Source organism: Thiothrix nivea DSM 5205 (assembly GCF_000260135.1).
Classification (GTDB): Bacteria; Pseudomonadota; Gammaproteobacteria; order Thiotrichales; family Thiotrichaceae; genus Thiothrix; species Thiothrix nivea.
Map to the genome: position 1 here is coordinate 852432 of NZ_JH651384.1, position 24961 is coordinate 877392.

Genomic DNA, 24961 nt, shown 5'->3' on the forward strand with positions numbered 1-24961 from the left:
TTGTAACAAACCGAGGCTCCTATGTGGTTTAAAGTTCTGATCATCATCAATCTGGCCCTGATCCTGCTCAGCCTGGTCTCCGGTGTGTTTTTTCTCGCCAAAGACAATGGCAAATCCAATCGGGTGGTGACTTCATTGACGACGCGGGTAGCGCTGTCGGTATTCCTCATCCTGATGTTGACGGTGGGCTACCTGACGGGACAAATCCAGCCGCACGGCGTTGTACCGCAGGCAGCCACCGATAACGCCCCTACAACCAGTACACAAAAATAAACAGGGCAATCCACACCACATCCACAAAGTGCCAGTACCATGCCACCGCTTCAAATGCGAAGTGGTTATGCTCGGTGAAATGGCGCTTCATGCTGCGTACACAGATCACGATCAGCATGATCGTACCAATCGTCACATGCAGGCCGTGGAAGCCGGTCAGCATGTAGAAAGTGGAGCCGTACACCCCTGAATTCAGGGTCAAATCCATTGCATGATGGGCGTGCCAGTATTCATACGCCTGGAGGCAGAAGAAGATCACACCCAAGGCGATAGTCAGCATCAAACCCAGCACCAACTGCCTGTTATTGTCCTTTTTCAACCCCCAATGCGCCCAGGTCAGGGTGACACCACTGGATAACAGGATGACGGTATTGATAAAGGGAATTCCCCATGCCCCCATGGCCTCTTTCGCCGCCACGTACTTGGCTGTGCCTGCATCTGGCAAATTCAGCAGCGGCCAGTTGTACTTGAAGCCTTCCCACAGGATATTGGAAGTGGCCAGATGACCTTCCCCCCCCAGATACGGCAGGGTGATATTGCGCAGGTAATACAGACAACCGAAAAAGGTGATGAAAAAGGCCGCTTCCGAGGTGATGAACCAGAACATCCCCTGCCGGAATGAACGGTCAACCTTACCGTTGTACTTCCCGCTCAGGTTTTCGTCGATTACCGCCCCAAACCAGCCATGCAACAAGTGCGCAAGCAGCGCAAAGCCCGTCACCATGATCAGGCTGCCCGCAAAATCCATCTTGTTGATGGTCAGTATCAGGCCGAAAAACAGCAGGAACATGCCCAACACAGCCTTGATCGGCCAGGGGCTAGGTTCCGGGATGAAATACGCATCTTTATCCGCGTGTGTTGCATGTGCCATGACTCCTCCATCCTCCTTTAATTCTTGCTCACTTGTTCTGTATTCATGAATGTGTACGAAAGCGTGACGGTTTCGTATTCAGCCGACACTGCCGGGTCAATGGCAAAACGCACGGGCATTTCCTTCTCCTCCCCCGGTTGCAGGGTTTGCTGGGTGAAACAAAAACATTCCAGTTTCTTGAAATGCTGCGTCACCTGCCAGGGGGTAATACCCGGTACTGCCTGCCCAGTAATCAGTCGGTCAGTCGTGTTTTTCACGTAATAGCTGACGGTTGCCAGTTCACCGGGGTGCACCTGCACCGTCCGGGTCATCGGGTGGAACTCCCACGGCAGGTTGGCGTTGACGGTGGAATCGAATTGCACCGTGATCTGGCGGCTTTTATCCTCCGCAAACGCCGCCGTATCCGCCACGCGCCCACCCGCGCTACCCGCCACGCCATTGATTCCCCCGACCTCACAAATCAGGCCATACAGGGGAACCATGGCGAAACCGAAGGCAAACATCCCCGCCACGACCAAACCGAGGCGAACAGTCGTTTTGCGGTTTTGGGCGGTGCGCTCATCCATCAACCCATGCCTCCGCCACTCATGACTTTCGGCAGGTACAGGAAGGTGTACAACACACCCGCCACGGCAATAACCCCAAGGATAATCGCCACTCGCAGATTGGCCTTACGTAGCTTGTCGTCGTCATGCTTATCCATCATTTGACTACCGGCGCTTCAGTGAAGCTGTGGAACGGAGGCGGCGAAGGCAGCGTCCATTCCAGCCCGGTCGTGCCGATCTGGGAACCTTCCCACGGCTTGGCCGGTGCTTTCGCCCCCCCCTTTATGGTCTTGAAAATGATGTACAGGAATAACAAGTGCGACAGACCAAACATGAAACCACCGATACTGGAAATCACGTTGAACTCGGTGTACTGCACGCTGTAATCTACAATCCGGCGTGGCATCCCCGCCAACCCGGAGAAGTGCTGCGGGAAGAAGGTGATGTTGAACGAGATGGTCGTCCACCAGAAGAAAATCTTGCCCAGACGCTCGTCATACATATGCCCAGTCCACTTCGGCAGCCAATAGAACACGCCCGCATACAGGCCGAATACCGCTCCTGGAATCAGCGCGTAGTGGAAATGCGCCACCACGAACATGGTGTCGTGATACTGCATGTCTGCCGGAACCACAGCCAGCATAACGCCAGTCACACCCGCGAACGAGAACATCAGGATAATGGCAATACCAAACAGCATCGGTGTTTCAAACGTCATCGAACCGCGCCACATGGTGAAAATGAAGTTCAGCAGCATTAACCCGACCGGAATCGAAATCAGGATGGTGCCAATCATAAAGTAGTTGGTAGCCCCCAGCGACATACCGATGGTGTACTGATGATGCGCCCACACCACCATGCCCAGCGCTGCCAGGAACGCCATCCCCCACACCAGTGACTTGTAGCCGAACAGCGGTTTGCGCGAGAAGGTAGGAATCACCAACCCCAGCACCCCGATAGAAGGCAACAGCAACACATACACTTCCGGATGCCCGAAGAACCAGAACAAATGCTGGAACAGAATCGGGTCACCACCACCGGCAGCATCAAAGAAAGACGTACCGAAATGGCGGTCAAACAGCAGCATCGTCACCGCACCCGCTAACACCGGCATAACCGCAATCAGCAACAAACCGGTGAAGAACCAAGCCCACACGAACAACGGCATTTTCATCATGGTCATGCCGGGCGCACGCATGTTGAGGATAGTGGTGACAATATTGATAGACGCCAAGATCGAAGAAATCCCTAACAGGTGGATGGCGAAAATGGTGAAGTCCATCCCGATCCCCGCCTGTACCGACAACGGCGGCAACAACGTCCAGCCGGTATTGACCGGCGCACCACCTTCCGGAAAGATGTACGGAGCCAGGATCGACAGGATCAACATCAGCGCCGCCGCAGGCAACAACCAGAAACTGAGGTTATTGAGGCGCGGAAGAGCCATATCCGGCGCGCCAATCATCATCGGGATCATCCAGTTGGCCATCCCCGCCGCAGCGGGCATCACCATGCCGAAAATCATCGCCAACGCATGGTCAGTCACCATGTTGTTGTAAAAATCCGGGCTGGCCAACTGCACCCCCGGCATGAACAATTCCGCACGGATGTACATCGCCATCGCCCCGCCGAAAAACAGCATGAACAAGGCAAAAAACAGATACATCGTACCAATGTCCTTGTGGTTGGTGCTGTAAACCCAGCGTTTCCAACCCTTTGGTGGCCCGTGGTCGTGATGGTCGTCGTGTGCTGTGGCTGCTCCACTCATGGGAAACTCCTCCTCAAAAATTATCGTGCTGCTTTTACATCGTTAGGCTGGACAACATCACCCGCAGTGTTGCCCCAGGAATTGCGTTCAAAGGTAATGACCGCCGCAATATCCAGATCATTCAATTGTGGCCCCCAAGCAGCCATGGCCGTGCCAGCCTTGCCTTTCACCACGATATTGATGTGATCGGTAGCGACACCGTTGGCAATCTTGCTGCCTGCCAATGCCGGGAATACGCCGGGGATACCCTGGCCGGCAGCCTGGTGGCAAGCCATGCAGTTTTTGGTGTAAACCTCCTGCCCCTTGGCGACCAGTTCTTCTTTCGCCCACACCTTGTCGGATGAAGCTTCGGCAGCCGCTTGCGCCAGCGCTGCTTTCTTTTCAGAACGCCACTGCTCAAATTTTTCCGGGCTGACCGCCGTAACTACCGCAGGCATGAAGGCATGACCCGTGCCGCAGTTCTCATAGCATTGCCCACGGTAAGTGCCTTCTTTGGTGATGTTCGTCCAGGTCTCGTTGATATAGCCGGGGATGTTGATTTTCTTGGGAACGATTTCCGCGATACCCCAGTTGTGCAATACGTCGGTGGAAGTCAGCAGGAAACGCACCCGTTTGCCGGTCGGCAACACCAGCGGCTCATCCACATCACGCAAATACAGCGGGTCAGTCGGCTCCAGCTTTTTCAGATTGCTGACGATTTTGATGTCATCGTCCATGTATTCATAAGTCCATTTCCACTGCGAGCCGATCACCTTGACGGTAACGTCTGCCTTATCGTGGGATTCGACCGACGACAGGGTGGAGGAAGCAGAACTGGCAATGCTCAGGTCGATCCCCAATACAATGACGGGAACCAGCACCCACGCCCAACGCCCGAACCAGTTATTGTGGAATTCCTGATCAGCGACCGCCCCTTTGGAATGGCGGAAAGCATACAGGGCATACACAATCATCGCGGTCACGATCACCATGATGATGGTCGCAACCCAGGTGGTCAGCATGTGCAGGTCGAAAATTTCCTGCGTAATCGTCGACGCGGGTGGGTTCAAGTTGTATTCGTAAGCCGCGCTAGCCGCGCCTGCCCACAGGCCGGATACGCCCGTAACCAGTATTGTAGCCAGACTGCTTATTTTTTTTTCTGACATGCCTCCTCCTAACATGTTTACTCCTCAGGTAATGGGTGTTTTTGTTCAGGCCATCCGGCGGCAATCCTCCAACGACGCCTTGATGGTTGCTGCGAATGCCTTGCGGTCATCTTCAGTCAGACAGACGCCAATTTCGACACTGCGTCCATGCGACTGCAACAACAGCTTGCCGGGATACCAACTGTGTTGATCCAACTGAAGTACGATGTTTACCCAATGGGTCTGGAAGCGGCATTCTTGTAAGACTTTTACACCGCTGCGGGCAATGAACAGGATGGAATCGGGGCCGATCTGGATGGTTTCAGAATAGCGGGAACCGCGCTCGAACAAATACAGGCCACCACCCAACACCACAATCTCAAGCAAGGTGAAGGGCAACACCAGCCATGCCCCCAACAAAATGAAGCGCAGTGCCACCAGCAGGGATAAAACGGCAACCGCGATGAAAAAAACCAGCATCCCCTCGCGCGACAAAGAGCGGTTGGGCCGCACCTCAAAGGTTCGGCAGACATCGGTCATGTTGTTTGTAGCTGTCACCACAACAATCCCTCTCCGCTGGTTGCAAGTGTGTGAAATCACACGGCCTGAGTTAATATATCCTAGTTTTTGATTATTATCATTGAAATTTGTTGCCCGATCTGCATGTTGGAATTTAATAATAAACTGAAATACTTTGCGCCCATCTTGCTGATTTTGGCGGGAGGCATTGCTGCCATGCTGTTAACAGAACGGCAGACTAATCGCTTTAAACCGGTCAGCCTGCCGTCACTGAATGGCGAGCGTATCTCTATTCCCGACCAGCGGGGAAAGCTCACCTGGGTTAGTTCCTGGTCAGCCAGTTGCGCTATCTGCCTGCATGAATTGCCGGAACTGGAAAGGCTCTACCAACAATATGGCGACCAGTTATCCATCGTGGCGCTGGCGATGCCGTATGACCCACCCAACGCCCTGCTGGAAGTGCGTGACCGCCTGCAACTCTCCGTACCGGTGCTGCTGGATCTGGATGGGGAAACTGCCCGCCAGTTAACCCCTGATTTGGTCGTACCGAGCCATCATTTGATTGACAGTCAAGGAAATGTTCTGCTCAACTGGCGAGGCGCTTTAACACGGGATGAAATATTGGCGAGATTAAAGCCCCACCTGCAAACCCAAGCTGTAAACGGACAATAATGCAAACACTGTACTCACGCTTACTCTCCATCACGTTGCTGCTGGCGCTGATGGTCATCGTGCTAGGAGCCTATACACGCCTTTCCGACGCTGGGCTTGGCTGCCCTGACTGGCCAGGCTGCTACGGACATCTTGCCGTGCCTGATGTAGTGGACAGCACACAATTCCAGCGCCCGCTGGAAGAACACAAAGCCTGGAAGGAGATGATCCACCGCTACGCCGCCGGAACGCTGGGCTTACTGATCCTGGGTATTTTTCTCATCAGGCTGGTATTCAGACGCCAGTTCCAGCAAGGGCTGTTACTGCCCGCGCTGCTGCTGGGAACCGTTATTTTTCAGGCGGCATTGGGGATGTGGACAGTGACCTTGCTGCTTAGCCCGATGATCGTGACTGCGCATTTGCTGGGCGGTTTCACCACGCTATCGCTGGTGTGGCTGCTATGGCTGCGGCAGCACGCAACGCAGCCAGTCACCCTTTATTCCCCGGAATCAGCACGCTTGAAAACCCTGGGCCTGATCGGCCTGCTGCTATTGATCGGGCAAATATTCCTGGGCGGCTGGACCAGTACCCATTACGCAGCTGTTGCGTGTGGAACCAGTTTCCCCACCTGCCACGGAAACCTGTGGCCGGATGCTGATTTTGCCACCGGTTTCGCATTTGCATGGCAGGAAGGAACGGATTATGAGTTCGGCATACTGGAAAACCCGGCGCGCACAGCCATCCACATGCTGCACCGGCTGGGGGCGTTGACAGTATTCCTGTTCCTGGGTGGCCTGATGCTGTGGGCAATCCGTAAGCGCCAGCAGATGCTAGGGCAGGTTCCACACACCATTCTTTTGCTGTTGTTCACCCAAGTGACGCTGGGCATCCTGAATGTGGTACTCGCCCTGCCCTTGCCGATTGCTACTGGGCATACACTGGTAGCAGCCTTGCTGTTGCTGGCAGTCATCACGCTGAATTATCGGTTGATGGTGAAGAAAGTTTTGCACTGATCCGAACCAACTCACCCCGAATGCCTACTCATAAGCACATGGCAGCCCAGGGAAATGGCGGCTATAATGTTGCCGTTTCTGGTTTTTGGGAAAGGTTTCCAACATGAATCTGATTTCACCCTTCAAGGGCTTGCGCCCGGCTCCGGGTCGGGGCGCTGAAGTGATTGCGCCACCGTATGATGTGTTGAATTCTGCCGAAGCACGTGGGCGGGCCGAGGGCAAGCCGTGGAGTTTCCTGCATGTCTCCAAGCCGGAAATTGACCTGCCGGAAGATACCACCCCCTACAGCGAGGCCGTGTACGCCAAGGCGGCGGAAAACCTTCAGCACACTATCGATGCCGGTTTACTGGTGCAGGATGAACAGCCGTGTTACTACGCCTACCGTCTGGTCATGGGGAACCATAGCCAGACCGGGCTGGTAGCGGGGGCTTCCATCGCCGATTACGACACCAACCGCATCCGCAAGCATGAATTCACCCGCCCGGTGAAGGAAGATGACCGCGTGCGCCAGATTGATGCGGTCAATGCGCAAACCGGGCCGGTGCTGTTGGCTTGTCCCGATACGCCAGCGGTAGACCAGATTCTGGCCAAGGCTTCCCAGGGCGAAGCAGTGCTGGATGTTACCGCCGATGACGGCATCCGCCACACCTTGTGGGTGATTGATGACGAGGGCAGCATTGCGCAACTGACGGCAGCTTTCAACGCCATGCACGCGCTGTATATTGCTGACGGGCATCACCGTTCCGCTGCGGCTTCGCGGATCGCCAAAATGCGTAATAACCAGCAGGGTTCCGGTTATTTCCTGTCGGTGATCTTCCCTGCGCACGAGATGAAAATCTTCGACTACAACCGTGTGGTTCGCGATTTGCATGACATGGATCATTCCCAGTTTCTGGCGGCGGTTGAACAGAACTTCGATCTGGAACCTTCTTCCACACCCGTCAAGCCCGAACAGGCAGGCGTGTTTGGCATGTATATGGATGGCCAGTGGTTCAAGTTGACCCTGCACGCCGAACTGATGCCGAATGACGACCCGGTAGCGCGGCTGGATGTCAGCCGTCTGGCGCGTTACCTGATCGAACCGGTACTGGGCATTACCGACCCGCGCCGCGATGACCGCATCGACTTCGTGGGCGGTATCCGGGGTCTGGAAGGCTTGGAAAAGCGTGTCAACAGCGGTGAAATGGCAGTTGCGTTCTCGCTTTACCCCACCAGTATGGAAGATCTGATGGCAGTGGCTGACAACAACGATGTGATGCCACCCAAATCTACCTGGTTCGAACCGAAGCTGGCGGATGGCGTGGTTTCCTACCTGTTGGGTTGATATAAATAAACCCCTCCCCGACCCTCCCCTGATAAGGGGAGGGGGTCATAATGCGGAGAAAATTCGCCCGTTTCCTTGCTTGTAAATATCAGAGTTGGCTTATATACTCTGCCCATTATCCATAATGGACTAATCCGTTACTCGGAAAACATGGGGCGGAAAATATAATGATGAAAGCCATACCACAGTCCTTAAAACCTGCTTTTACCAAAACCCTGACGAAGACCACGCAACCACGCAAAATTTCCGTGGGGCTGGATGTCTTTGGCAACGCAATCCCTGATGTGAAATCTGCTTTGGTTGAAGATACCGGCAAAGCGCTGCGCATCGTCAAGCGGCAAGACATGGTTGTCAAACCTTCCCGCAAACGCAGCCGCAAGCAATCTGCTGCCACTTCAACAGCATTGGTTCCGGTCACGCCTACTTTGCTGGGCTTGGGTCATCTGGTTCCATGGTGGACACAACAAGCTTCCAACCAGAAACAGGCAAAAACCAGCGAACCTGTTACTGCAACCAACACCAAACCGGTTGATCATCCTGACGGCATCAGTGAACGGTTGGAATACGCATTCAAACGCTTGCACCAGGAGTTCAACGAGCGTGAGCAGCACATCGAAGACAAAATGCGTGAGCTACGCGCAGAACACCAAAATATTCTGGCCACCCAACCCAAAACACGCGCATGGATCTTGCCGGTGGCAGTGGTTGGCGCATCGGCGATGGGTTACATGATGTATGTGATGACCAGTATGCAAGGTTCCATGACCGCCATGTCGGGCAACATCAACACCATGAACGGTCACATCGGTACGATGGCAAACGATACCCAGGCTATGTCGCAGAATACCCAATACATGTCACAAAACATGCAGACGATGAACCAGTCCATGTACTACATGAACAACAACGTCGCTTACATGAGTGGTAATGTGGCGCAGATGAACCAACAAGTGGGGTCAATGGCCCAATCTGTCCGACCAATGGGCGAAGCGGCTTCCACGGTTAGCCCGTTTATGAAAATGTTCAAATCCTTTATGCCATTTTAGCCTGCGCTACTTGTTGACCCAACAGTAGTGGCTTCTCCCGTGAACATCAAACACAGCACCAAGCAACGGCTTGAACGGAATGTAACTTTGCAAACAGGGCGGCTTTTCAGGTATTGCTTCTTGAGGTTCATGGCTGTTTCCTGACCTTACAAATTCGCGGGCATTCTCCCACAGATTCCAGGGAGTTCTCGCATAGAAATGTTAAGCAGATTTTATGCCATCGCCATCAAAATGCTGTCACATTTTTTTCACGCCCTGATCATTCACGCTAAACAAGCCCTTGTTAGGCTGATGCTTTCCACACCTGCCAGGGAGGCAATCCGCCATGCATACCAAACTTGTACTATCCACTTCCATTGTCGTTCTGCTCGCCACTGCGGCAGCCGTGAACCCCAGTCACGCCACTGAAACCAGTCCGGCGGACAACATCCAGGTCGGCCCGCGCCCCTATTACCTGATCGAAGACATGGATCCAGGCCCGTTGAAAGATGAGCTGCAAAACTGTGCCAACGGCCCATTCCATAAAACCGAATTTTCCATCGGCCATCGCGGCGCGGCGCTGCAATTTCCGGAACATTCCAGGGAGTCTTACGAAGCGGCTGCCCGCATGGGCGCTGGCATCATCGAGTGTGATGTCACTTTCACCAAAGACAAGGAACTGGTGTGCCGCCATTCCCAGTGTGACCTGCACACCACCACCAACATTCTCGCCACGCCATTGGCGGACAAGTGCTCCAAACCCTTCACCCCGGCAGAGATTGATCCTGCCACCGGCAAGGTGACCAAACCGGCTTCTGCTGAATGCTGCACCAGCGACATCACCCTGGATGAGTTCAAGACCCTCAAGGCCAAGATGGACGCCGCCAACACCAACGCCACCACAATTGCTGATTACCTCAAGGGCACGCCCAATTTCCGTACTGACCTTTACTCCGCGCCTGGCACGCTGATGACCCATAAGGACAGTATCGCGCTGTTCAAAAAGCTAGGTGTCAAAATGACGCCAGAACTGAAGTACCCCAGCGTCAAGATGCCGTTCGACGGTTTCACTCAGGAACAATACGCCCAAAAGATGATCGACGAATACAAGGCCGCTGGCGTTCCCGGCTGCGATGTATTTCCGCAATCGTTTGAACTGGACGACATCCTCTACTGGATCAAGCATGAGCCGGAATTTGGCCAACAGGCTGTCTATCTGGATGATGAAATCTACAAAGCCAATGCCGATGAATCCCTTGACCCGGTTGGCTACCAGAACCAAATTGCCGCCATGCCTTCTCTCAAGGCGCAGGGCGTGAACTACATTTCCCCGCCGCTGTTTGCAATGGTGGAACTGGACGCCAACAACGACATCGTTCCTTCCACTTACGCCAAGGCTGCGCAGGCGGCTGGCATCAACATGATCGCCTGGACACTGGAACGCTCCTACCCGATGACCACGGGCGGCGGCTGGTACTACCAGACGGTCAACAAGGGCATCAACAAAGATGGCAACATCCTGAAAATGCTGGACGTGCTGGCACAGGATGTGGGCATCAAGGGCATTTTCTCCGACTGGCCCGCCACCGTAACCTATTACGCTAACTGCAAGGGTTTGTAAAACCTTCACTTGCCGCAACCTTGGCCACAACGAAGCCAGGGTTGCGCGCATCACAAAGCCTTCACAACCTTTTAACCACAGTGACACATTCGCCTTTCTATGATGCCTTCATCGTGAAACCATCAGGAGAAGCCTCATGCCGCCTATCGACCGCCGCAATTTTATCCGTCATATCATCGCCGGTTCCGGCGCCCTGGCAAGCGGTTTGCTCACCGCTTGTAACAACGATGGGGCGGCAAACGCCTCGACCAGCAACACCTTCACCCACGGCGTTGCCAGTGGCGATCCACTGACCGACCGGGTGATCCTGTGGACCCGCGCTGTACCTGCCTCTGGCAGCAGCCTGAACGTCAACTGGGAAGTCGCGAGCGATGAAGCCTTCAGCAACATTGTCAGCAAGGGCGAAACCAGCACAGATGCCGCGCGTGACTACACCATCAAGGTGGATGCTACCGGCCTGCAAGCAGGTTCCACCTATTTCTACCGCTTTAAGACCGGCGACGCCGTATCACCTAGCGGTAAAACCCGCACCCTGCCAACTGGTGATATCAGCGAAGTCAAACTGGCGGTATTTTCCTGCGCCAACTACCCGGCAGGCTACTTCCACGTCTATGCGGAAGCCGCCAAACGCAACGACCTGTTTGCCGCCCTGCATCTGGGTGATTACATCTACGAATACGGCGCGGGTGCTGACCAGTATGCGTCTGCCGATGCCACCAAGCTGGGCCGTGTTTCCGTACCGGCCAACGAACTGCTGAAAATCGAGGATTACCGCCAGCGCTACGCCCAGTACCGCAGCGACAAGGACTTGCAGGCACTGCACGCCAGACTGCCGTTCATCTGCATCTGGGATGACCACGAAGTTGCCAATGATGCGTGGAAAGATGGGGCGGAAAACCACACCACCGCCACCGAAGGCGATTTCACCCTGCGCCGCGCCGCCGCCCTGAAAGCCTGGTACGAATGGCTGCCGGTGCGCGAACAGGATGCCAGCAACCCCTTGAAAGCTTACCGCTCGTTTGATTTCGGTTCACTGCTGAGCCTGCACATGCTGGATACCCGTCTGGGTGGGCGCGACAAGCAACTGGATTACGTGGATTATATCGACCCAAGCACCGGTGTTTTCAACACTGCCGGTTTCACCGCCGCCATGAGTGACCCGACCCGCCAATTGCTGGGCGCGGAACAAACTGCATGGCTGCAAGGCCAGCTTGCCGCCTCCACCGCCATCTGGCAGGTGCTGGGGCAACAGGTACTGATGGGCAAGATGCACCTGCCATCCCCGTTGCTGACCCCGACCCCGCAAAATCCGACGGTGAGCTTCGCCCAGTACGGCGTGATTGCCACCGCATTCATCACCTACCAAACCTTGTCAACCCAACTGACTGCGGCGGGAACGCCGGTTACTCCAGAAAACCTGCTGGCAGCAGGCATGACCACTGACCAACTCACCATCGTCAATGACCCGACCAGTCAAGCCATCATCAACGCACCCAGCATCCCCTACAATCTGGATGCGTGGGATGGCTACGCCGTGGCGCGTGAAACCGTGTATGGCATCGCTCGGCTGCTGGACAAAAACCTGCTGGTGCTGAGCGGCGATACCCACAACGCCTGGGCAAATGATTTGCAGGACCAGGACGGCAACCAGGTTGGCGTGGAATTCGCCACCGGCAGTGTCTCCTCCCCCGGCCTGGAAGAATACCTGCCCGGCACGAGCCCGGCGGAACTGGCTGCGGGTGTACGCCAACTGATCCCCACCCTGGCCTACGCCGACACCTCCAAACGCGGCTACCTGGTGTTGCGGGTAACGCCAGCCGAAGCGCAGGCAGACTGGCATCTCGTTTCCACCGTCAAGGAAACGGTTTACACCACAGTGCTGGATAAAAGCTTGACAACACTGCCGGGCGCAGGCAACCGCAAGATTGTGCGGACATAGACCTCCCCAAAAAACGGAAGCCCTGCGAGCGGGGGCAGGGCTTTCCGGTTAGGCGGGATAGTCTCAGGAGTAGGAATTACTTGCTCGGTCATACTACGAGCACATTCACATATGGTGTTAAACAAGCGGTTACAGGATTACGAACTTTTCATGATGCTTTTGTGATAAGAGTCTTGTCATCAGACTGTAAAAATTTCGTAAACAGGATTTAACCTGTGACCTTAAAAATCAGCAGGTTTATCAATATTCCCTCTGGAGGCACTCATGCGCATCCCCGCTCATCTCACTTTCTGCTCACTGGCTCTGGCTGTTTCTGTCGGCCTGAGCGCCTGTAATAACAACGACAGCAACACTGACACTTCCAGCAACACTTCCAACACAACTAGCTGGAATTTCAACCGTGTCGCCTCCTTCCCGGTCTGTTCCCAACTGGACGCCAACTGTAATGTGGATGATGAAACCTCGGCGGAAATCGTAGCCGCCAGCACCGATGGCATGATGCTGGTCTACACCGACAGCCCCAGCAAATCGGTTGGCTTTGTAGATATTGCCGACCCGGCCAACCCGAAGGCAGCAGGCAAACTGAAAATGGGTGGCGAACCCACTTCCGTCGCTGTCACTGGCAACTATGCACTGGTCGGTGTCAACACTTCCGCCGACTACATCAACGCCAGCGGCAAGCTGGATGTGGTCAGCATGAGCAGCAAAACCGTGATCGCCTCCATCGAAATGGGCGGGCAGCCAGATTCGGTCGCAATCAGCCCGGATGGCGCATACGCAGCCATCGCCATTGAAAATGAGCGTGACGAAGACGTGAACGATGGCGACATTCCACAAGCACCAGCAGGCTACCTGATGATCGTTGACCTCAAGGGTGAACCATCCACCTGGAAAGCCCGCAAGGTTGACATGAGCGGCTTGGCGGATGTAGCCCCCGGCGACCCTGAACCGGAATACGTGGACATCAACAGCAACAACGTCGCCGCTGTCACCTTGCAGGAAAACAACTACATCGTGCTGGTGAACCTGGCTGACGGCAAGATTATCAACCACTTCAGCGCGGGCAGCGTTGACCTCGACAAGATTGACGTGAAGGAAGAATCCCCGGCGTTGATCACGACGGATGGCTCACTGAGCGCCGTGCCGCGCGAACCGGATGGCGTCACCTGGCTTTCCACCGATTTGCTGGCCACTGCGGATGAAGGCGACTGGAAAGGTGGCAGCCGTGGTTTCACCGTGTTTAACACCAAGAGCGAAGTCGTGTTCACTTCCGGCAACAGCATGGATCATCAGGTTATCCGCATGGGTCACTACCCGGATGACCGCTCCGGCAACAAGGGTAATGAAGCGGAAAATGCCGAATTCGCCTCCTTCGAGGGCAACAAGTTCCTGTTCATCGCTTCCGAACGCTCCAACACCGTGTTTGTCTACGACGCCAGCAATAGCAGCCAGCCGGTGCTGAAACAGGTGTTGCCTGCCGGTTCCGGGCCGGAAGGCGTACTGGCAATCCCGTCCCGCAACCTGCTGGTCGCCGCCAGCGAAGTGGATGCGCGTGATGACGTTATCCGTTCGGTGGTCAATGTCTATCGCTACGAAGACAAGGCGGCATCATACCCAACCGTCATTTCCACCGATGATGCCAACGGCAACCCAGTGGCATGGGGAGCTCTCTCCGGCCTGGCGGCGGATCCTAACGACGCCAACACAGTTTACTCCATCGAAGACAGCTTCTACCAGCAAAACCGCATTTTCAAACTGGATGTATCCGACCAGCCCGCCAAACTGAGCGTTGCCGCCAAAATCACCGACATGAACGGCGTGTTTGCAAGCCTGCCGGTCGCCACGGTTGACGCCACCGCCAAAGCTGACAGCGACAGCGACAGCGACAGCGACAGCCGCAAAGATGTGTTTGATTCCGTTGACCTGCAAGCCATGATCAATGCCGACAAGAGCGTAAATATTGACCCCGAAGGCGTTGCCGTGGCCAGTGATGGCGGTTTCTGGGTCGCCTCTGAAGGCGCAGGCACGGTTGGCGACGCCACCCGCCCGGTCAACAGCGCCAACCTGGTGTTCAAAACCGACGCCAATGGTGTTATCCAGCAGGTCATCCAGTTGCCAGCCGAAGTCAACGCCGTGCAACTGCGCTTCGGCTTTGAAGGCGTGGCCGAATACAACGGGCGCATCTACGTCGCCTTCCAGCGCGCTTGGAACAAGGAAGCCAACCCACGTATCGGCATTTACGATCTCGCCAACAAAACCTGGAGCTTCGTGTATTACCCACTGGAAGCCGTCGCTTCCCAAAATGGCGGCTGGGTTGGCCTGTCTGACCTGACTTCGCTGGACAACGGCCAGTTCCTGGTGGTGGAACGCGATAACCAGGGCGGGCCGGACGCCGCCATCAAGCGCCTCTACCGCATCGACCTGAATGGCGTTGCAGCCGGTGCAACCGTCGCCAAGACACTGGTGCGTGACCTCCTGCCAGACCTGAAAGCCACTAACAGCCCAGTGATGGAAAAGATTGAAGGTTCCGCAGTACTTGCCAACGGCGATGTGCTGATCGTCAACGACAACGATGGCGTCAAAGACAACAACGGCGAAACCCGCCTGATCAACCTGGGCAATATTCTCAAGTAAGCGGGAAAATCTTCCCCCAACCCCTCCTTTTTCAAAGGAGGGGAGCAAGAAAGCATATCTGCTTGATCTTACAAAGCACTATCTGTTTCCCCCTTTGAAAAAGGGGGATTGAAGGGGATTTTCTTCAGTAGATTTTAGGCACGTACAACTCATCCGGCAGGATGCGCCGCTCATAATTGGGGTTGAGCACCCGTTCAGGCAGCGCAATTTTCTCGGTAGAAATATTTTCATACGGAATTTGAGACACAGACCGTGTATGGCATCGCTCGGCTGCTGGACAAAAACCTGCTGGTGCTGAGCGGCGATACCCACAACGCCTGGGCAAATGATTTGCAGGACCAGGACGGCAACCAGGTTGGCGTGGAATTCGCCACCGGCAGTGTCTCCTCCCCCGGCCTGGAAGAATACCTGCCCGGCACGAGCCCGGCGGAACTGGCTGCGGGTGTACGCCAACTGATCCCCACCCTGGCCTACGCCGACACCTCCAAACGCGGCTACCTGGTGTTGCGGGTAACGCCAGCCGAAGCGCAGGCAGACTGGCATCTCGTTTCCACCGTCAAGGAAACGGTTTACACCACAGTGCTGGATAAAAGCTTGACAACACTGCCGGGCGCAGGCAACCGCAAGATTGTCCGGGCGTAACACCCCCAAAAACGGAAGCCCTGCGAGCGGGGGCAGGGTTTTCCGGTTTGGAGGGGCTATCGGGAGAGAAACTTACTTGCTCAGGTCAATATTGTAGGTACAGTCGCCGTTTTCATCCTTGGCGGCGCTGGTCTGGGTCAAATTGGCAATATCATCCGCTGCCGCAACCGCCAGCTTGTCACAGGCCGTTTGCACGGTAACCGCGCCAGCAGTCGTCACCGGGGTGAAACGCCAGTTCTTGTCCGCGCCGATATTGGCCTTGGTCAGGGTTTTGAGGGTCTTGATGTATGCCACGATGATGTCGCGGTTGCTGTCCGGTGACTCGAAAATGGTCTGGCTGCCATTCAGACCCGCGAACGAACCACCGCCGGAAGCGCGGTAGTTGTTGGTGGCGACGATGAATTCGTCAGCATCCGCCACCGGCACCCCCTGGTAACTCAGGTTTTTGATACGCTCGCCCGCCGCTGCCGTGACATCAATTTCGTAAGCCACGCCGTCAATCACGTCAAAGTTGTAGGATGGGAAAGTGGTGTCAACCAGCGCCTGATCTTCGGCTTTGGCCGGGTCAATCTGGTTGAAATACTGGGCGGATTTTTCCAGCCATGCCTTGACGGTTTTGCCGTCGACTTTCACTGCCTGCACCGTGTTGGGATACAGGTAGAGGTCGGCCACGTTCTTGATCGCCACCCCACCCACCGGAATGTCGGTGTAGCCGGAACCCCGGAAATTCATCTTGAACGGCGCGGCAGCGGACAGTACCGGCAGGCTGGCGTATTGCGGCAGGTTATCCTGCACATAACGGCTGACATAATCAGTTTGGGCGCGGTTGATCAGCTCAATGGCCGTAGTGTCGCCGGACTGGGAGAAGAAACTGGCGATCGGCGTTTCGGTATCGCCAATCGGCGTGCTGACATAGGTGATGGTAGCCTCGTGCTCAGCCTGCACCAGCGTCTTCACTTGCGGGTCAGGCTCCACGTAACCGGTGGTCGTACCTGAGGCATCCTTGATGACAATTGGGCGGATTTCACTTTTGGAACTGGCAACCGACCATTTGCCATCCTTGTTTTCCAGATCCAGTGTAACCACGCCGAGATGGTTGCCCCAGAAACCGGGCATCACCGCCGGTACACCATTGACTTTACCGGTTTTGTTGTCGGCATTGGGGATGTCGGCGTAGGCTTTGCCATCAGGAAAATAGCCGTGGGAATGCCCCATGATCATGGCGTCGATACCCGCGACTTCCGCCACGTAGTTGCCCGCGTTTTCCAGACCCGGCGTATAGGCTTGCTTGGTCATGCCGCCATGATTGAGGGCGATGATGATGTCCGCCCCCTTGGCTTTCAGCTCGGCCACAGCCTGGACTGAGGCTTCCTTGACATCGGAGGTGACCACTTTGCCGTCCAGATGGCGCTTGTCCCATAGCACAATCTGCGGCGGCAGCACACCGAAGACGCCGATTTTAATGGGTTGGCCGTCAATGGTTTTTTCAATGATGGTAGTGGCGGAATAACGCGGTTTCTTGTCACTTGCATTCAGCACATTGGCGCTGACCAGCGGGAAATCGGGCCCGGCACAGCCGGTTTTGCCGGTGACCTGATCCAGCCACGGCAGGCCGTAGTTGAATTCGTGGTTGCCATAGGCCATGGCGTCGTAATGCAGGTAATTCATCACCTTGAACTGGGCGTCGGTTTCCGCGCAGGTGAGCGGCTTGACCACCGCCTGATAATCCGACATCGCTGTACCTTGCAAGGTGTCGCCATTGTCCAGCAGGATATTGTTGGGGTATTGCGCACGCGCCTGCTCGATCAGGGTAGCGGTACGTTCCAGACCGATGGTCTTGTCTTCCGTCGTCTTGAAGTAGTCGTAGGACAGGATATTGGTGTGTACATCGGTGGTGGCGAGGATAGCCAGTGTGCTTTTGGCGGCGGTTGGAGTGCTGCTGGCGGCAGCCCCGCTATCGCTGTCATTGCAGCCGGAAACCAGCAGGGAACTGGCCAGCGCCAGCATTATGCCCAGGGACAAAGGCTTGGGGACAGGTATCAGCTTCATCGGGCGCTCCGTGGGGTGGACACAAATCACTGACGTGCATGGTGCGGGTGAAAGGTGACAGGAAGACGACGGTTTGATGAAGTTTCAGTTGTACGGATGCCAGGCTTTACATCCCCCACACCCCGATATGGCGGCCTTGCCAACTTTCTTGCGCCTGCCAGATTTTGGCATCGGGGTCGGTGCCGGGGTTGCGGTCGAAAATGACCAGGTACATTTCGGCAGCCCCGCACTGGGCGGCATAACCTGCGGTCTGTTCCAGACCTTCCGCCAGCGTGGCGGGCAAGCCTTTGTGCAGCAACTTGAGTTCCAGCACGATGCGCTGCACGTCGCCGTAGAAACCTTGCGCCTCATCCACCGGCCATTCGACCAACAGGTCGGTGCGCTTGCGCCCTAATGCGTATTCGCGGTGGATGCGCCCGCCGCCGTTGATGATGCGTTGCAGGAAGGCTTGCAGCAGCAGTTGTGGCCCTGCTTCCTTGTACTGGAAACGTTCGATCCAGCTTTCGGCATTTTCGCGGAAAAACTGCTGGAAAGCGCTGAGCAGCTTGGGCATGTCGAGCCGCCGTTGTGGGGTCAGATACCACGCCTGTTCGTGGGCAATGGTGATTTGCCGCGTCCATGTCAGTTCACGCGGGATCACTTCCTGATAAATACGGTTGGCAATACGCAATTGTGGGCGGCTGATGACCAGCCCCAAGTCGGTGACGTATTCCACATCATCCAGCAACAGGGTTTCGGCACTGGCTTCGCCTGCCAGCAAAGTGCTGATGACGCCGTGGACACGCGGTTCCTTGAGCTTGTCGGCGAGTTGCGCCAGATGGGTGGCGCGGGAATAGATCAGGCGTTCGCGGGCGGCGAGGTAGCGTTCCAACGTGATCGGTACGCTGCGGTCACGCGCTGCCTTGTCTTTCCATGTCAGCTCGTGCCCCATGGCATTGACCAGCCACGGCTGCCCGCAAGTATCTTCCCACAGTTCGGGGAATATCTCCGGTGCGAAAACCTGCCCGGTTTCAGCGGTGTGCTGGGCATACAGGGCTTCCACTTCAGCACGGCTGAAACTGCCCATCACCAGTGACTCGGCTTTGACATTGAAAGCACTGCCGCCGGTGATGACCTCCTGATGCCCACTGGTCATGCGGTAGTCACGCACGTCACGCACCCCGCACAGGATCACGCTTTGCGGGAACGGGATACCGGGCCGCCCGATGTAGCCTTCGCGCAATTGGCGCAGCAACGAAATCAGGGTGTCGCCGACCAAGGCATCCACTTCGTCGATCATCAGCACGATGGGTTTGGTGGAAGCTTGCGCCCAGCGGCTGAGCATTTCCCTGAATGCGCCGTATTCGGTATGAACATCCCAGATCTCATCACGCCATTGCCGCAAGCGGGTATCGTGGAGGCGCAAGGCAGCCCCCTCAATCAAGCTGCCAATGATGGTTTTCATGCCTTGTTGCACCTTGTCACGGGCGGCCTGGGCGGACTCGACATTAATATACAGCGCGGTGTATTCGCCGGACTGGTTCAACACATCCGCCATCGCCAACAGGGTGCTGGTTTTGCCGGTCTGGCGCGGGGCGTGCAGCACGAAAAACTTCTTGGCAGCAATCAGTTGGTGGATTTCTTCCCAATCGAGCCGTTGCATCGGGTCGATGTTGTAATGCTCGGCGGGAATGACGGGGCCGGTGGTGTTGAAATGGCGTTGCATGGGCATTTGCTTGGCTGTGGGCGATAGGGAAAGTATACACGCATCTGCCCGTCATGGCGGGGATCGGTCTGGGCGCGGTTGATCAACTCCATGGCAGTAGTGTCGCCGGGCTGGGAGAAGAAACTGGCAATCGGGGTGCTGACATAGGTGATGGTGGCTTCGTGCTCGGCCTGCATCAGCGTCTTCACTTGAGGGCCAGGCTCCACGTAACCGGTGGTTGTGCCTGAATTGACCTTGCCGGTCTTGTTGTCGGCATTGGGGATGTCGGCGTAGGCTTTGCCATCATCCAGCAGGATGTTGTTGGGGTATTGCGTCCGTGCCTGCTCGATCAGGGTGGCGGTACGTTCCAAGCCGATGGTCTTGTCTTCCACCGTTTTGAAGTAGTCACAGGACAGGATATTGGTATTTGAGTTTACGGCGCTCTATCCGGCATCCCCCTTTGAAAAAGGGGGATTGAAGGGGATTTTCTTCAGTAGATTTTCGGCACGTACAACTCATCCGGCAGGATGCGCCGCTCGTAATTGGGGTTGAACACCCGCTCAGGCAGATCGATTTTCTCGGTCGGAATATCCTGATACGGGATTTGCGAGAGGATGTGTTCAATGCAATTAAGGCGTTCGCGCTTCTTGTCGTTGCCTTCGACGATATACCAGGGCGCTTCCGGGATGTTGGTGCGCCCGAACATTTCTTCCTTGGCCTTGGTGTACTGTTCCCAGCGAACGCGGGATTGCAAATCCATCGGGCTGAGTTTCCACTGTTTCATCGGATCGTGGATACGCATCAGGAAGCGCAATTGCTGCTCTTCGTCGGTGATCGAGAACCAGTACTTCAGCACGATGATGCCGGAGCGCACCAGCATCCGTTCGAATTCGGGTACGTCCTGAAAGAACTGTTCGACCTGATCTTCAGTCGCAAAACCCATCACCCGTTCGACACCGGCGCGGTTGTACCAAGAACGGTCAAACAGGACGATTTCGCCGCCCGAAGGCAGGTGCGGAACGTAACGCTGGAAATACCATTGGGTCAGTTCGCGGTCACTCGGCTTCTGCAGAGCCACCACGCGGGCAACGCGCGGGTTCAGGCGCTGGGTAATGCGTTTGATCACGCCGCCCTTGCCAGCAGCGTCGCGCCCTTCGCAGATGATCAGCACCTTGGCCTGGGTTTGTTCCACCCAGTACTGCAACTTGATCAGCTCGGACTGGAGGCGCAACAGGTTGCTGTAGTAAATGCGGTTGTCCAGCAGTTCCGGATGCTGGCGCTTGTAGAGCTTGCGCAGTTCCAGGCTAAGCATGGGTTCATTGAATTCCATTTCGAACATGTCATCCAGAGTGTCATCCAGCTCGGCTTGTAGCCAATCTTGGCTGGGGTCTTGTTCCATGTTGTTTTCGTAATCCATTGGCTTCCTCTCATTTTTCAGTTGCAGCCTATCTTATCTCACTGTAACACGCCGTTTTTGTCGATAAACTGCTGGGTGCTGTATTCATCCACCGGCAGTTTCACGATAGCGCGGCCTGCCGCCGTTTCACGCTTGACGTAATCGACGAAAGATTGGGCATAATCCAGGTAAGTGTCCAGTTTACGGCTAACAGGAATGTTACCCAGCGTAACATAGCCATCCGAACCGTTGGCCATGAAGTTGTTGGTCACAACCTTGTAGGTTTTGGCAGGGTCAAGGCTTGCCCATGTACCGGCTACGCGCGGATTGGCTTCCACATTGCTGATGCGGCTCCCCTTGGGTTGGGACAAATCCGCATTCCAACGCAGGCCAGCAGCGTAAGGATATGCGCCGGTTGAACCGCTGGGGCTAAGGGCGTAGTCGATACCGTCTTCCAACGCATTGATGATTTCCTGGCCGGTCATATTGATTTCAGTCAGGGTATTGGCGAATGGCAACAGCGTGTAGGCAGTGCCGATGGTAATGTCCCCAACTGGCACGTCGATACGCACTCCGCCACCATTCTGCAAACAGATGTCGGAAGTCAAGCTCATTTCCAGGAAGCCTTTGGCGACGATATTGGAAATGTCACTGCCATGGGATTTGGTGCTTTCCTTACAGCCAGCAAGCTTGCTCTGCCCCTGGTTGGGAATGCGCTCCAGACACAGGGTTTCCGCAGCCGACCCAATGACGCTTTGTTTCAGGACATCCACCTGCTGGGAATAGCCATCCAGAATGTTTTTCGCAGTCGCGTCTGCCTGAGCCAAAACCAGCAGCTCATTGGAGTCTGTAATGCTTTTTAGAACAGTATCACGATCTGTGCCGGTCAGTTCTACCGTTGCGCCACTGGCATCCTTGCGGGTGAAGGTATTGTTGACCAACAGGTGAGGCGTGCCGGAACAGTTGCTGACATTGCCATTGGCATCGAAGCCAACCTCCAGTTCGCCGACCACATCCCCATACTGGGATGCCTGCACAACGCAAACCTGGTTGCCGTTGCCATCAGTGACTTTGGTCGGGTAAGGGCCGGATGGGGTCAGGCCATATTGCTTGAACCCGTCACCCAGCAGGGTGTGCGAATCGCCGCCAACAATCACATCCACGCCCTTGAGCTTGGCCGCCATTGTCAGGTCATTGCCGTAGCCCTGATGGGTCATCACAATGATCCGCGTGATACCTTTGGCTGTCAGCTCGTCGATATATTTCTGCGCGGTAGTGACTTCATCCAGGAACATCGTGGTCTTGTCCGGGCTGGAAGAGTTCTTGGTCTTGCCCGCAATGGTAATGCCGATGATGCCGTACTTGTCGCCACCGATTTCCTTGATGGTGTATGGCTTGAAGTAATCTGTAGCGGTAGTGGGCGTCAGTACTGAAACGCCAACTTCCGGCACAACGTTGGCGGACAGCGCATCAGTCTTGCAGGCAGCACTGGCGTTCAGGTAATCCAGAAACCTTTTCAGACCCGCATCACCCTCGTCAAATTCATGGTTGCCAATGGTAAAAGCGTCAAAACAAATTTGGTTCATCATCGCGGCATCTGCTTCGCCTTTGAACAGGGTGAAATACAGGTCGCCGGTCAGCGCATCACCCGCGTGCAGCTTGAGCACGTTGCCGCCCTTGGCCTCCAGCGCTTTGAATTCGCTGACCACATTAGGGAAACCACCGGTTTTGGTTCCAGTCACCGCGCCACCCAGCATCAGGCTGGCGCTATTGGCCTGCAAATGGGAGTGGTGGTCATTGATATGCAGGATGCGTAGGCTGTTGGTAGTGGTTGCTGTCGTGCTGGAAACCACAGCACCATCATGATTGTTACAGCCGCTCATCAGGCCAATGGCCGTTATACAGGCGCTAAACAGGAAAGAATGCTTGAATTTCATCAGGATGCTCCAGATTGTCACATGGCAGCCCGATGTATACCGCAAGTTTGTTACAACCCAACGAAGGCTTTGTTACATCTGGATTTCCTATAGTAACATCAAACGGTTACACATCAATCAGAGCTTTCCCTGACTGCACACCTGCAAAGGCCGCATCATCAACCGGCGCTTGTGGTAATGGCTTTCCATGCGTTGCAGGATGCCGTCCAGAAAACGCACGGTATCGACGATATTCGGCCCCTTGTTGAGCATGGCGCACTCGGCACGGATACTCATGGCCGCATCGGTGACCTCAGCGCGGGAAGGCGCGCCCTTTTTCGCCATGCTTTCCAGAATCTGGGTCGCCCAGATGACCGGGATGTGGGCGGCTTCACATAGCCAGAGGATTTCTTCCTGCACTTCGGACAAGCGCTCGAAACCGACTTCCACCGCCAGGTCGCCTCGCGCAATCATGACCCCAACCCGAGGGGAACGCAGCGCAGTCAGCAGGATGGCGGGCAATTTCTCGAATGCCGCCCGGTTCTCGATCTTGAGGATGATGCCGGTGTCGGGAATGCCCAGCCGTTGCAGGTGGAATTGCAGGGTTTCGACATCTTGCGGGGAACGCACGAACGACAGCGCCACCATGTCCACCTTGCCTGCCATCGCTTCCAGGTCGGCAATGTCCTTGTCGGTCAGCGCGGGGGTGTGGAATTCAGTATCGGGGAAATTGATGCCCTTTTCCGCCCGCAGCTTGGCGCCGTGTGGCGGGGTATGGGTAATGCGCAAACAGATTTCATCGCCATCACAGCTTTCCACGTTACCCCCGACCTTGCCGTCATCCAGCCACACCTGCTGGCCGGGGAGCACTGCCGTGAACGCTTCCGGCAAGGTGCAATGGATGCGTGCCGGGCGCACCTCGCGGCCATCCGCATCGCGTTCGGCGGGTTTGCCAGGTTCATCGGCTCGGGTCAGCACCAATCGGTCGCCATTCTGCAAAACCAGTGGCTGAATAACTTCGCTGACATTGACTACCGTGCCCTTACCAACCTTGCTGCCATTGCGCTCAAACAGCAACACCGTATTTTCCTGTAGGTATACAGTCTGATCGGACTCAGCCAGCCGCGCGTACTGGTGTTCTGCCACGATCCGCAATTCGCGGGCAGCGTCGCGGGCGTCGTTGAGCTGGAAGTAATCACCCGTGCGGGTATCCGCCAGCGCCTTGCCACGCACTTCCAGCGTCGGGTCATCATGTTCCACCGACCCTTCACCTTCCGGAACCAGCCAGAAACGACCCGGCATATGCACATGGCCGAACAGGTCGCGCGTCGGCTTGATCTTGAGCACGCGCCCGGCTGCGCCAATCGCGCCAGTACGCAGTTTGGGGCCAGCCAGATCAAGCTGCACCTTGCAGGTTTTGCCGCTGCGCGTTTCTGCCATGCGCAAGTTGGCTATCATTTGCTGCCATTCATCCGCCGTGTCGTGGGCGCAGTTAATACGCATGACATCCATGCCTGCTGTCAACAGGTTTTCGATCAGCACTGGCGAATCGGCGGCTTCTGATGGCATGGTCACCATGATGTGTACGTCACGGCGCGGAGGGCGTTGGCCGAACAGCGCCAGCGTGTTCAACTCCAGCCGCTTGGCGCTGCTGGCAACAGAAACCGGCTCTGTGGGCGCTTCATCTACAGGCTGCCCCGCCAACCGTTGCAGCACGGCAATGACGCTGTTGAGGGTAGCCAGCGTATGCGCTTCCAGAATACCGAGCGAAGTCAGCCCACGCTCAATCAGCGCCAGTTGCAGATCGCGCAATTCATGGCTGCGCAAGGCCAGATAGTGCAGCAGGTTATAGGCGGAAACCTGGCGGGCGGGGTGCACAAATCCCGCATCGCGGAATTGCGTCGCATTCGTTACTGCCTGATCACGCAAGTACAGCAAGCGTTTCAGTAAAATTTCATCATCCATAT

The 24961-nt window shown here is 55.8% G+C and carries 21 protein-coding genes; 9 read left to right on the top strand and 12 right to left on the bottom strand.

Going from position 1 to position 24961, the window contains the following annotated elements; genetic code table 11:
• Positions 1-21: 21 nt before the first annotated feature.
• Positions 22-273: a twin transmembrane helix small protein gene (locus THINI_RS04470; protein ID WP_002707461.1), complete on the top strand. Its 252-nt coding sequence runs from the start codon at positions 22-24 to the stop codon at positions 271-273.
• Here THINI_RS04470 and THINI_RS04475 read toward each other — a convergent pair.
• Genes THINI_RS04475 through THINI_RS04495 form a run of 6 tightly spaced genes read right to left on the bottom strand, consistent with a single transcriptional unit; the run spans position 251 to position 5142 of the window.
• Positions 251-1144, bottom strand: a complete 894-nt coding sequence (locus tag THINI_RS04475) for a cytochrome c oxidase subunit 3 (protein ID WP_002707462.1) — start codon at positions 1142-1144, stop codon at positions 251-253. The two genes, THINI_RS04470 and THINI_RS04475, sit on opposite strands and share 23 nt — an antisense overlap.
• A 17-nt stretch (positions 1145-1161) precedes the next feature.
• Complete coding sequence (locus tag THINI_RS04480; RefSeq protein WP_002707463.1) at positions 1162-1710, bottom strand: cytochrome c oxidase assembly protein; 549 nt, start codon at positions 1708-1710, stop codon at positions 1162-1164.
• A complete protein-coding gene (locus tag THINI_RS25020; protein ID WP_002707464.1) occupies positions 1710-1850 on the bottom strand; it encodes a hypothetical protein in 141 nt (46 codons plus the stop codon). The genes THINI_RS04480 and THINI_RS25020 overlap by 1 nt, the downstream gene beginning before the upstream one ends.
• Positions 1847-3457: a cytochrome c oxidase subunit I gene (locus THINI_RS04485; protein ID WP_002707465.1), complete on the bottom strand. Its 1611-nt coding sequence runs from the start codon at positions 3455-3457 to the stop codon at positions 1847-1849. The genes THINI_RS25020 and THINI_RS04485 overlap by 4 nt, the downstream gene beginning before the upstream one ends.
• Before the next feature lie 20 nt (positions 3458-3477).
• Entirely contained in the window at positions 3478-4602 is a 1125-nt protein-coding gene (gene coxB, locus THINI_RS04490) for a cytochrome c oxidase subunit II (protein WP_002707466.1), read from the bottom strand.
• Positions 4603-4647: 45 nt separating this feature from the next.
• Positions 4648-5142, bottom strand: a complete 495-nt coding sequence (locus THINI_RS04495) for a DUF2244 domain-containing protein (protein ID WP_002707467.1) — start codon at positions 5140-5142, stop codon at positions 4648-4650.
• A 174-nt stretch (positions 5143-5316) separates the two neighbouring features.
• Here THINI_RS04495 and THINI_RS04500 point away from each other — a divergent pair, with 174 nt between their 5' ends.
• The 8 genes from THINI_RS04500 (at position 5317) to THINI_RS04535 (ending at position 15949) form a co-directional block, all read left to right on the top strand.
• Positions 5317-5772 (top strand): TlpA disulfide reductase family protein, encoded by a 456-nt coding sequence (locus THINI_RS04500; protein WP_169314583.1) that lies wholly within the window; start codon positions 5317-5319, stop codon positions 5770-5772.
• Positions 5772-6764 (top strand): COX15/CtaA family protein, encoded by a 993-nt coding sequence (locus THINI_RS04505; protein ID WP_002707469.1) that lies wholly within the window; start codon positions 5772-5774, stop codon positions 6762-6764. The genes THINI_RS04500 and THINI_RS04505 overlap by 1 nt, the downstream gene beginning before the upstream one ends.
• A 103-nt stretch (positions 6765-6867) precedes the next feature.
• Positions 6868-8088 (top strand): DUF1015 domain-containing protein, encoded by a 1221-nt coding sequence (locus tag THINI_RS04510; protein ID WP_002707470.1) that lies wholly within the window; start codon positions 6868-6870, stop codon positions 8086-8088.
• Positions 8089-8255: 167 nt separating this feature from the next.
• On the top strand, positions 8256-9134 hold the full coding sequence (locus THINI_RS04515) for a hypothetical protein (protein ID WP_002707471.1): 879 nt from the start codon (positions 8256-8258) through the stop codon (positions 9132-9134).
• A 325-nt stretch (positions 9135-9459) separates the two neighbouring features.
• Positions 9460-10734, top strand: coding sequence for a glycerophosphodiester phosphodiesterase family protein (locus THINI_RS04520; RefSeq protein WP_002707472.1), 1275 nt, complete (start codon positions 9460-9462; stop codon positions 10732-10734).
• 136 nt (positions 10735-10870) lie between these two features.
• Positions 10871-12673 (top strand): alkaline phosphatase D family protein, encoded by a 1803-nt coding sequence (locus tag THINI_RS04525; protein ID WP_002707473.1) that lies wholly within the window; start codon positions 10871-10873, stop codon positions 12671-12673.
• A 264-nt stretch (positions 12674-12937) separates the two neighbouring features.
• Entirely contained in the window at positions 12938-15307 is a 2370-nt protein-coding gene (locus THINI_RS04530) for an esterase-like activity of phytase family protein (protein WP_002707474.1), read from the top strand.
• Between the two features lie 252 nt (positions 15308-15559).
• Positions 15560-15949 carry an alkaline phosphatase D family protein gene (locus THINI_RS04535; RefSeq protein WP_040839098.1) on the top strand — a complete coding sequence of 130 codons (390 nt, stop codon included), beginning with the start codon at positions 15560-15562 and terminating at the stop codon, positions 15947-15949.
• A 72-nt stretch (positions 15950-16021) separates the two neighbouring features.
• Here THINI_RS04535 and THINI_RS04540 read toward each other — a convergent pair whose 3' ends face one another.
• The 6 genes from THINI_RS04540 to THINI_RS04565 all read right to left on the bottom strand — a co-directional run bounded on the left by THINI_RS04540 (position 16022) and on the right by THINI_RS04565 (position 24959).
• Positions 16022-17998 carry a bifunctional 2',3'-cyclic-nucleotide 2'-phosphodiesterase/3'-nucleotidase gene (locus tag THINI_RS04540; RefSeq protein WP_002707475.1) on the bottom strand — a complete coding sequence of 659 codons (1977 nt, stop codon included), beginning with the start codon at positions 17996-17998 and terminating at the stop codon, positions 16022-16024.
• Between the two features lie 106 nt (positions 17999-18104).
• Positions 18105-19703 (bottom strand): AAA family ATPase, encoded by a 1599-nt coding sequence (locus tag THINI_RS04545; protein ID WP_002707476.1) that lies wholly within the window; start codon positions 19701-19703, stop codon positions 18105-18107.
• On the bottom strand, positions 19604-20074 hold the full coding sequence (locus tag THINI_RS25930; protein ID WP_040839099.1) for a hypothetical protein: 471 nt from the start codon (positions 20072-20074) through the stop codon (positions 19604-19606). The genes THINI_RS04545 and THINI_RS25930 overlap by 100 nt, the downstream gene beginning before the upstream one ends.
• 98 nt (positions 20075-20172) lie before the next feature.
• The gene (gene ppk2, locus THINI_RS04555) at positions 20173-21099 is read right to left on the bottom strand and encodes a polyphosphate kinase 2 (protein ID WP_002707477.1); all 927 of its coding nucleotides are present in this window, start codon (positions 21097-21099) and stop codon (positions 20173-20175) included.
• A 38-nt stretch (positions 21100-21137) separates the two neighbouring features.
• Positions 21138-23015 carry an NAD nucleotidase gene (gene nadN, locus THINI_RS04560; RefSeq protein ID WP_002707478.1) on the bottom strand — a complete coding sequence of 626 codons (1878 nt, stop codon included), beginning with the start codon at positions 23013-23015 and terminating at the stop codon, positions 21138-21140.
• A 117-nt stretch (positions 23016-23132) separates the two neighbouring features.
• Positions 23133-24959, bottom strand: coding sequence for a pyruvate kinase (locus tag THINI_RS04565; protein WP_002707479.1), 1827 nt, complete (start codon positions 24957-24959; stop codon positions 23133-23135).
• Positions 24960-24961: the final 2 nt, after the last annotated feature.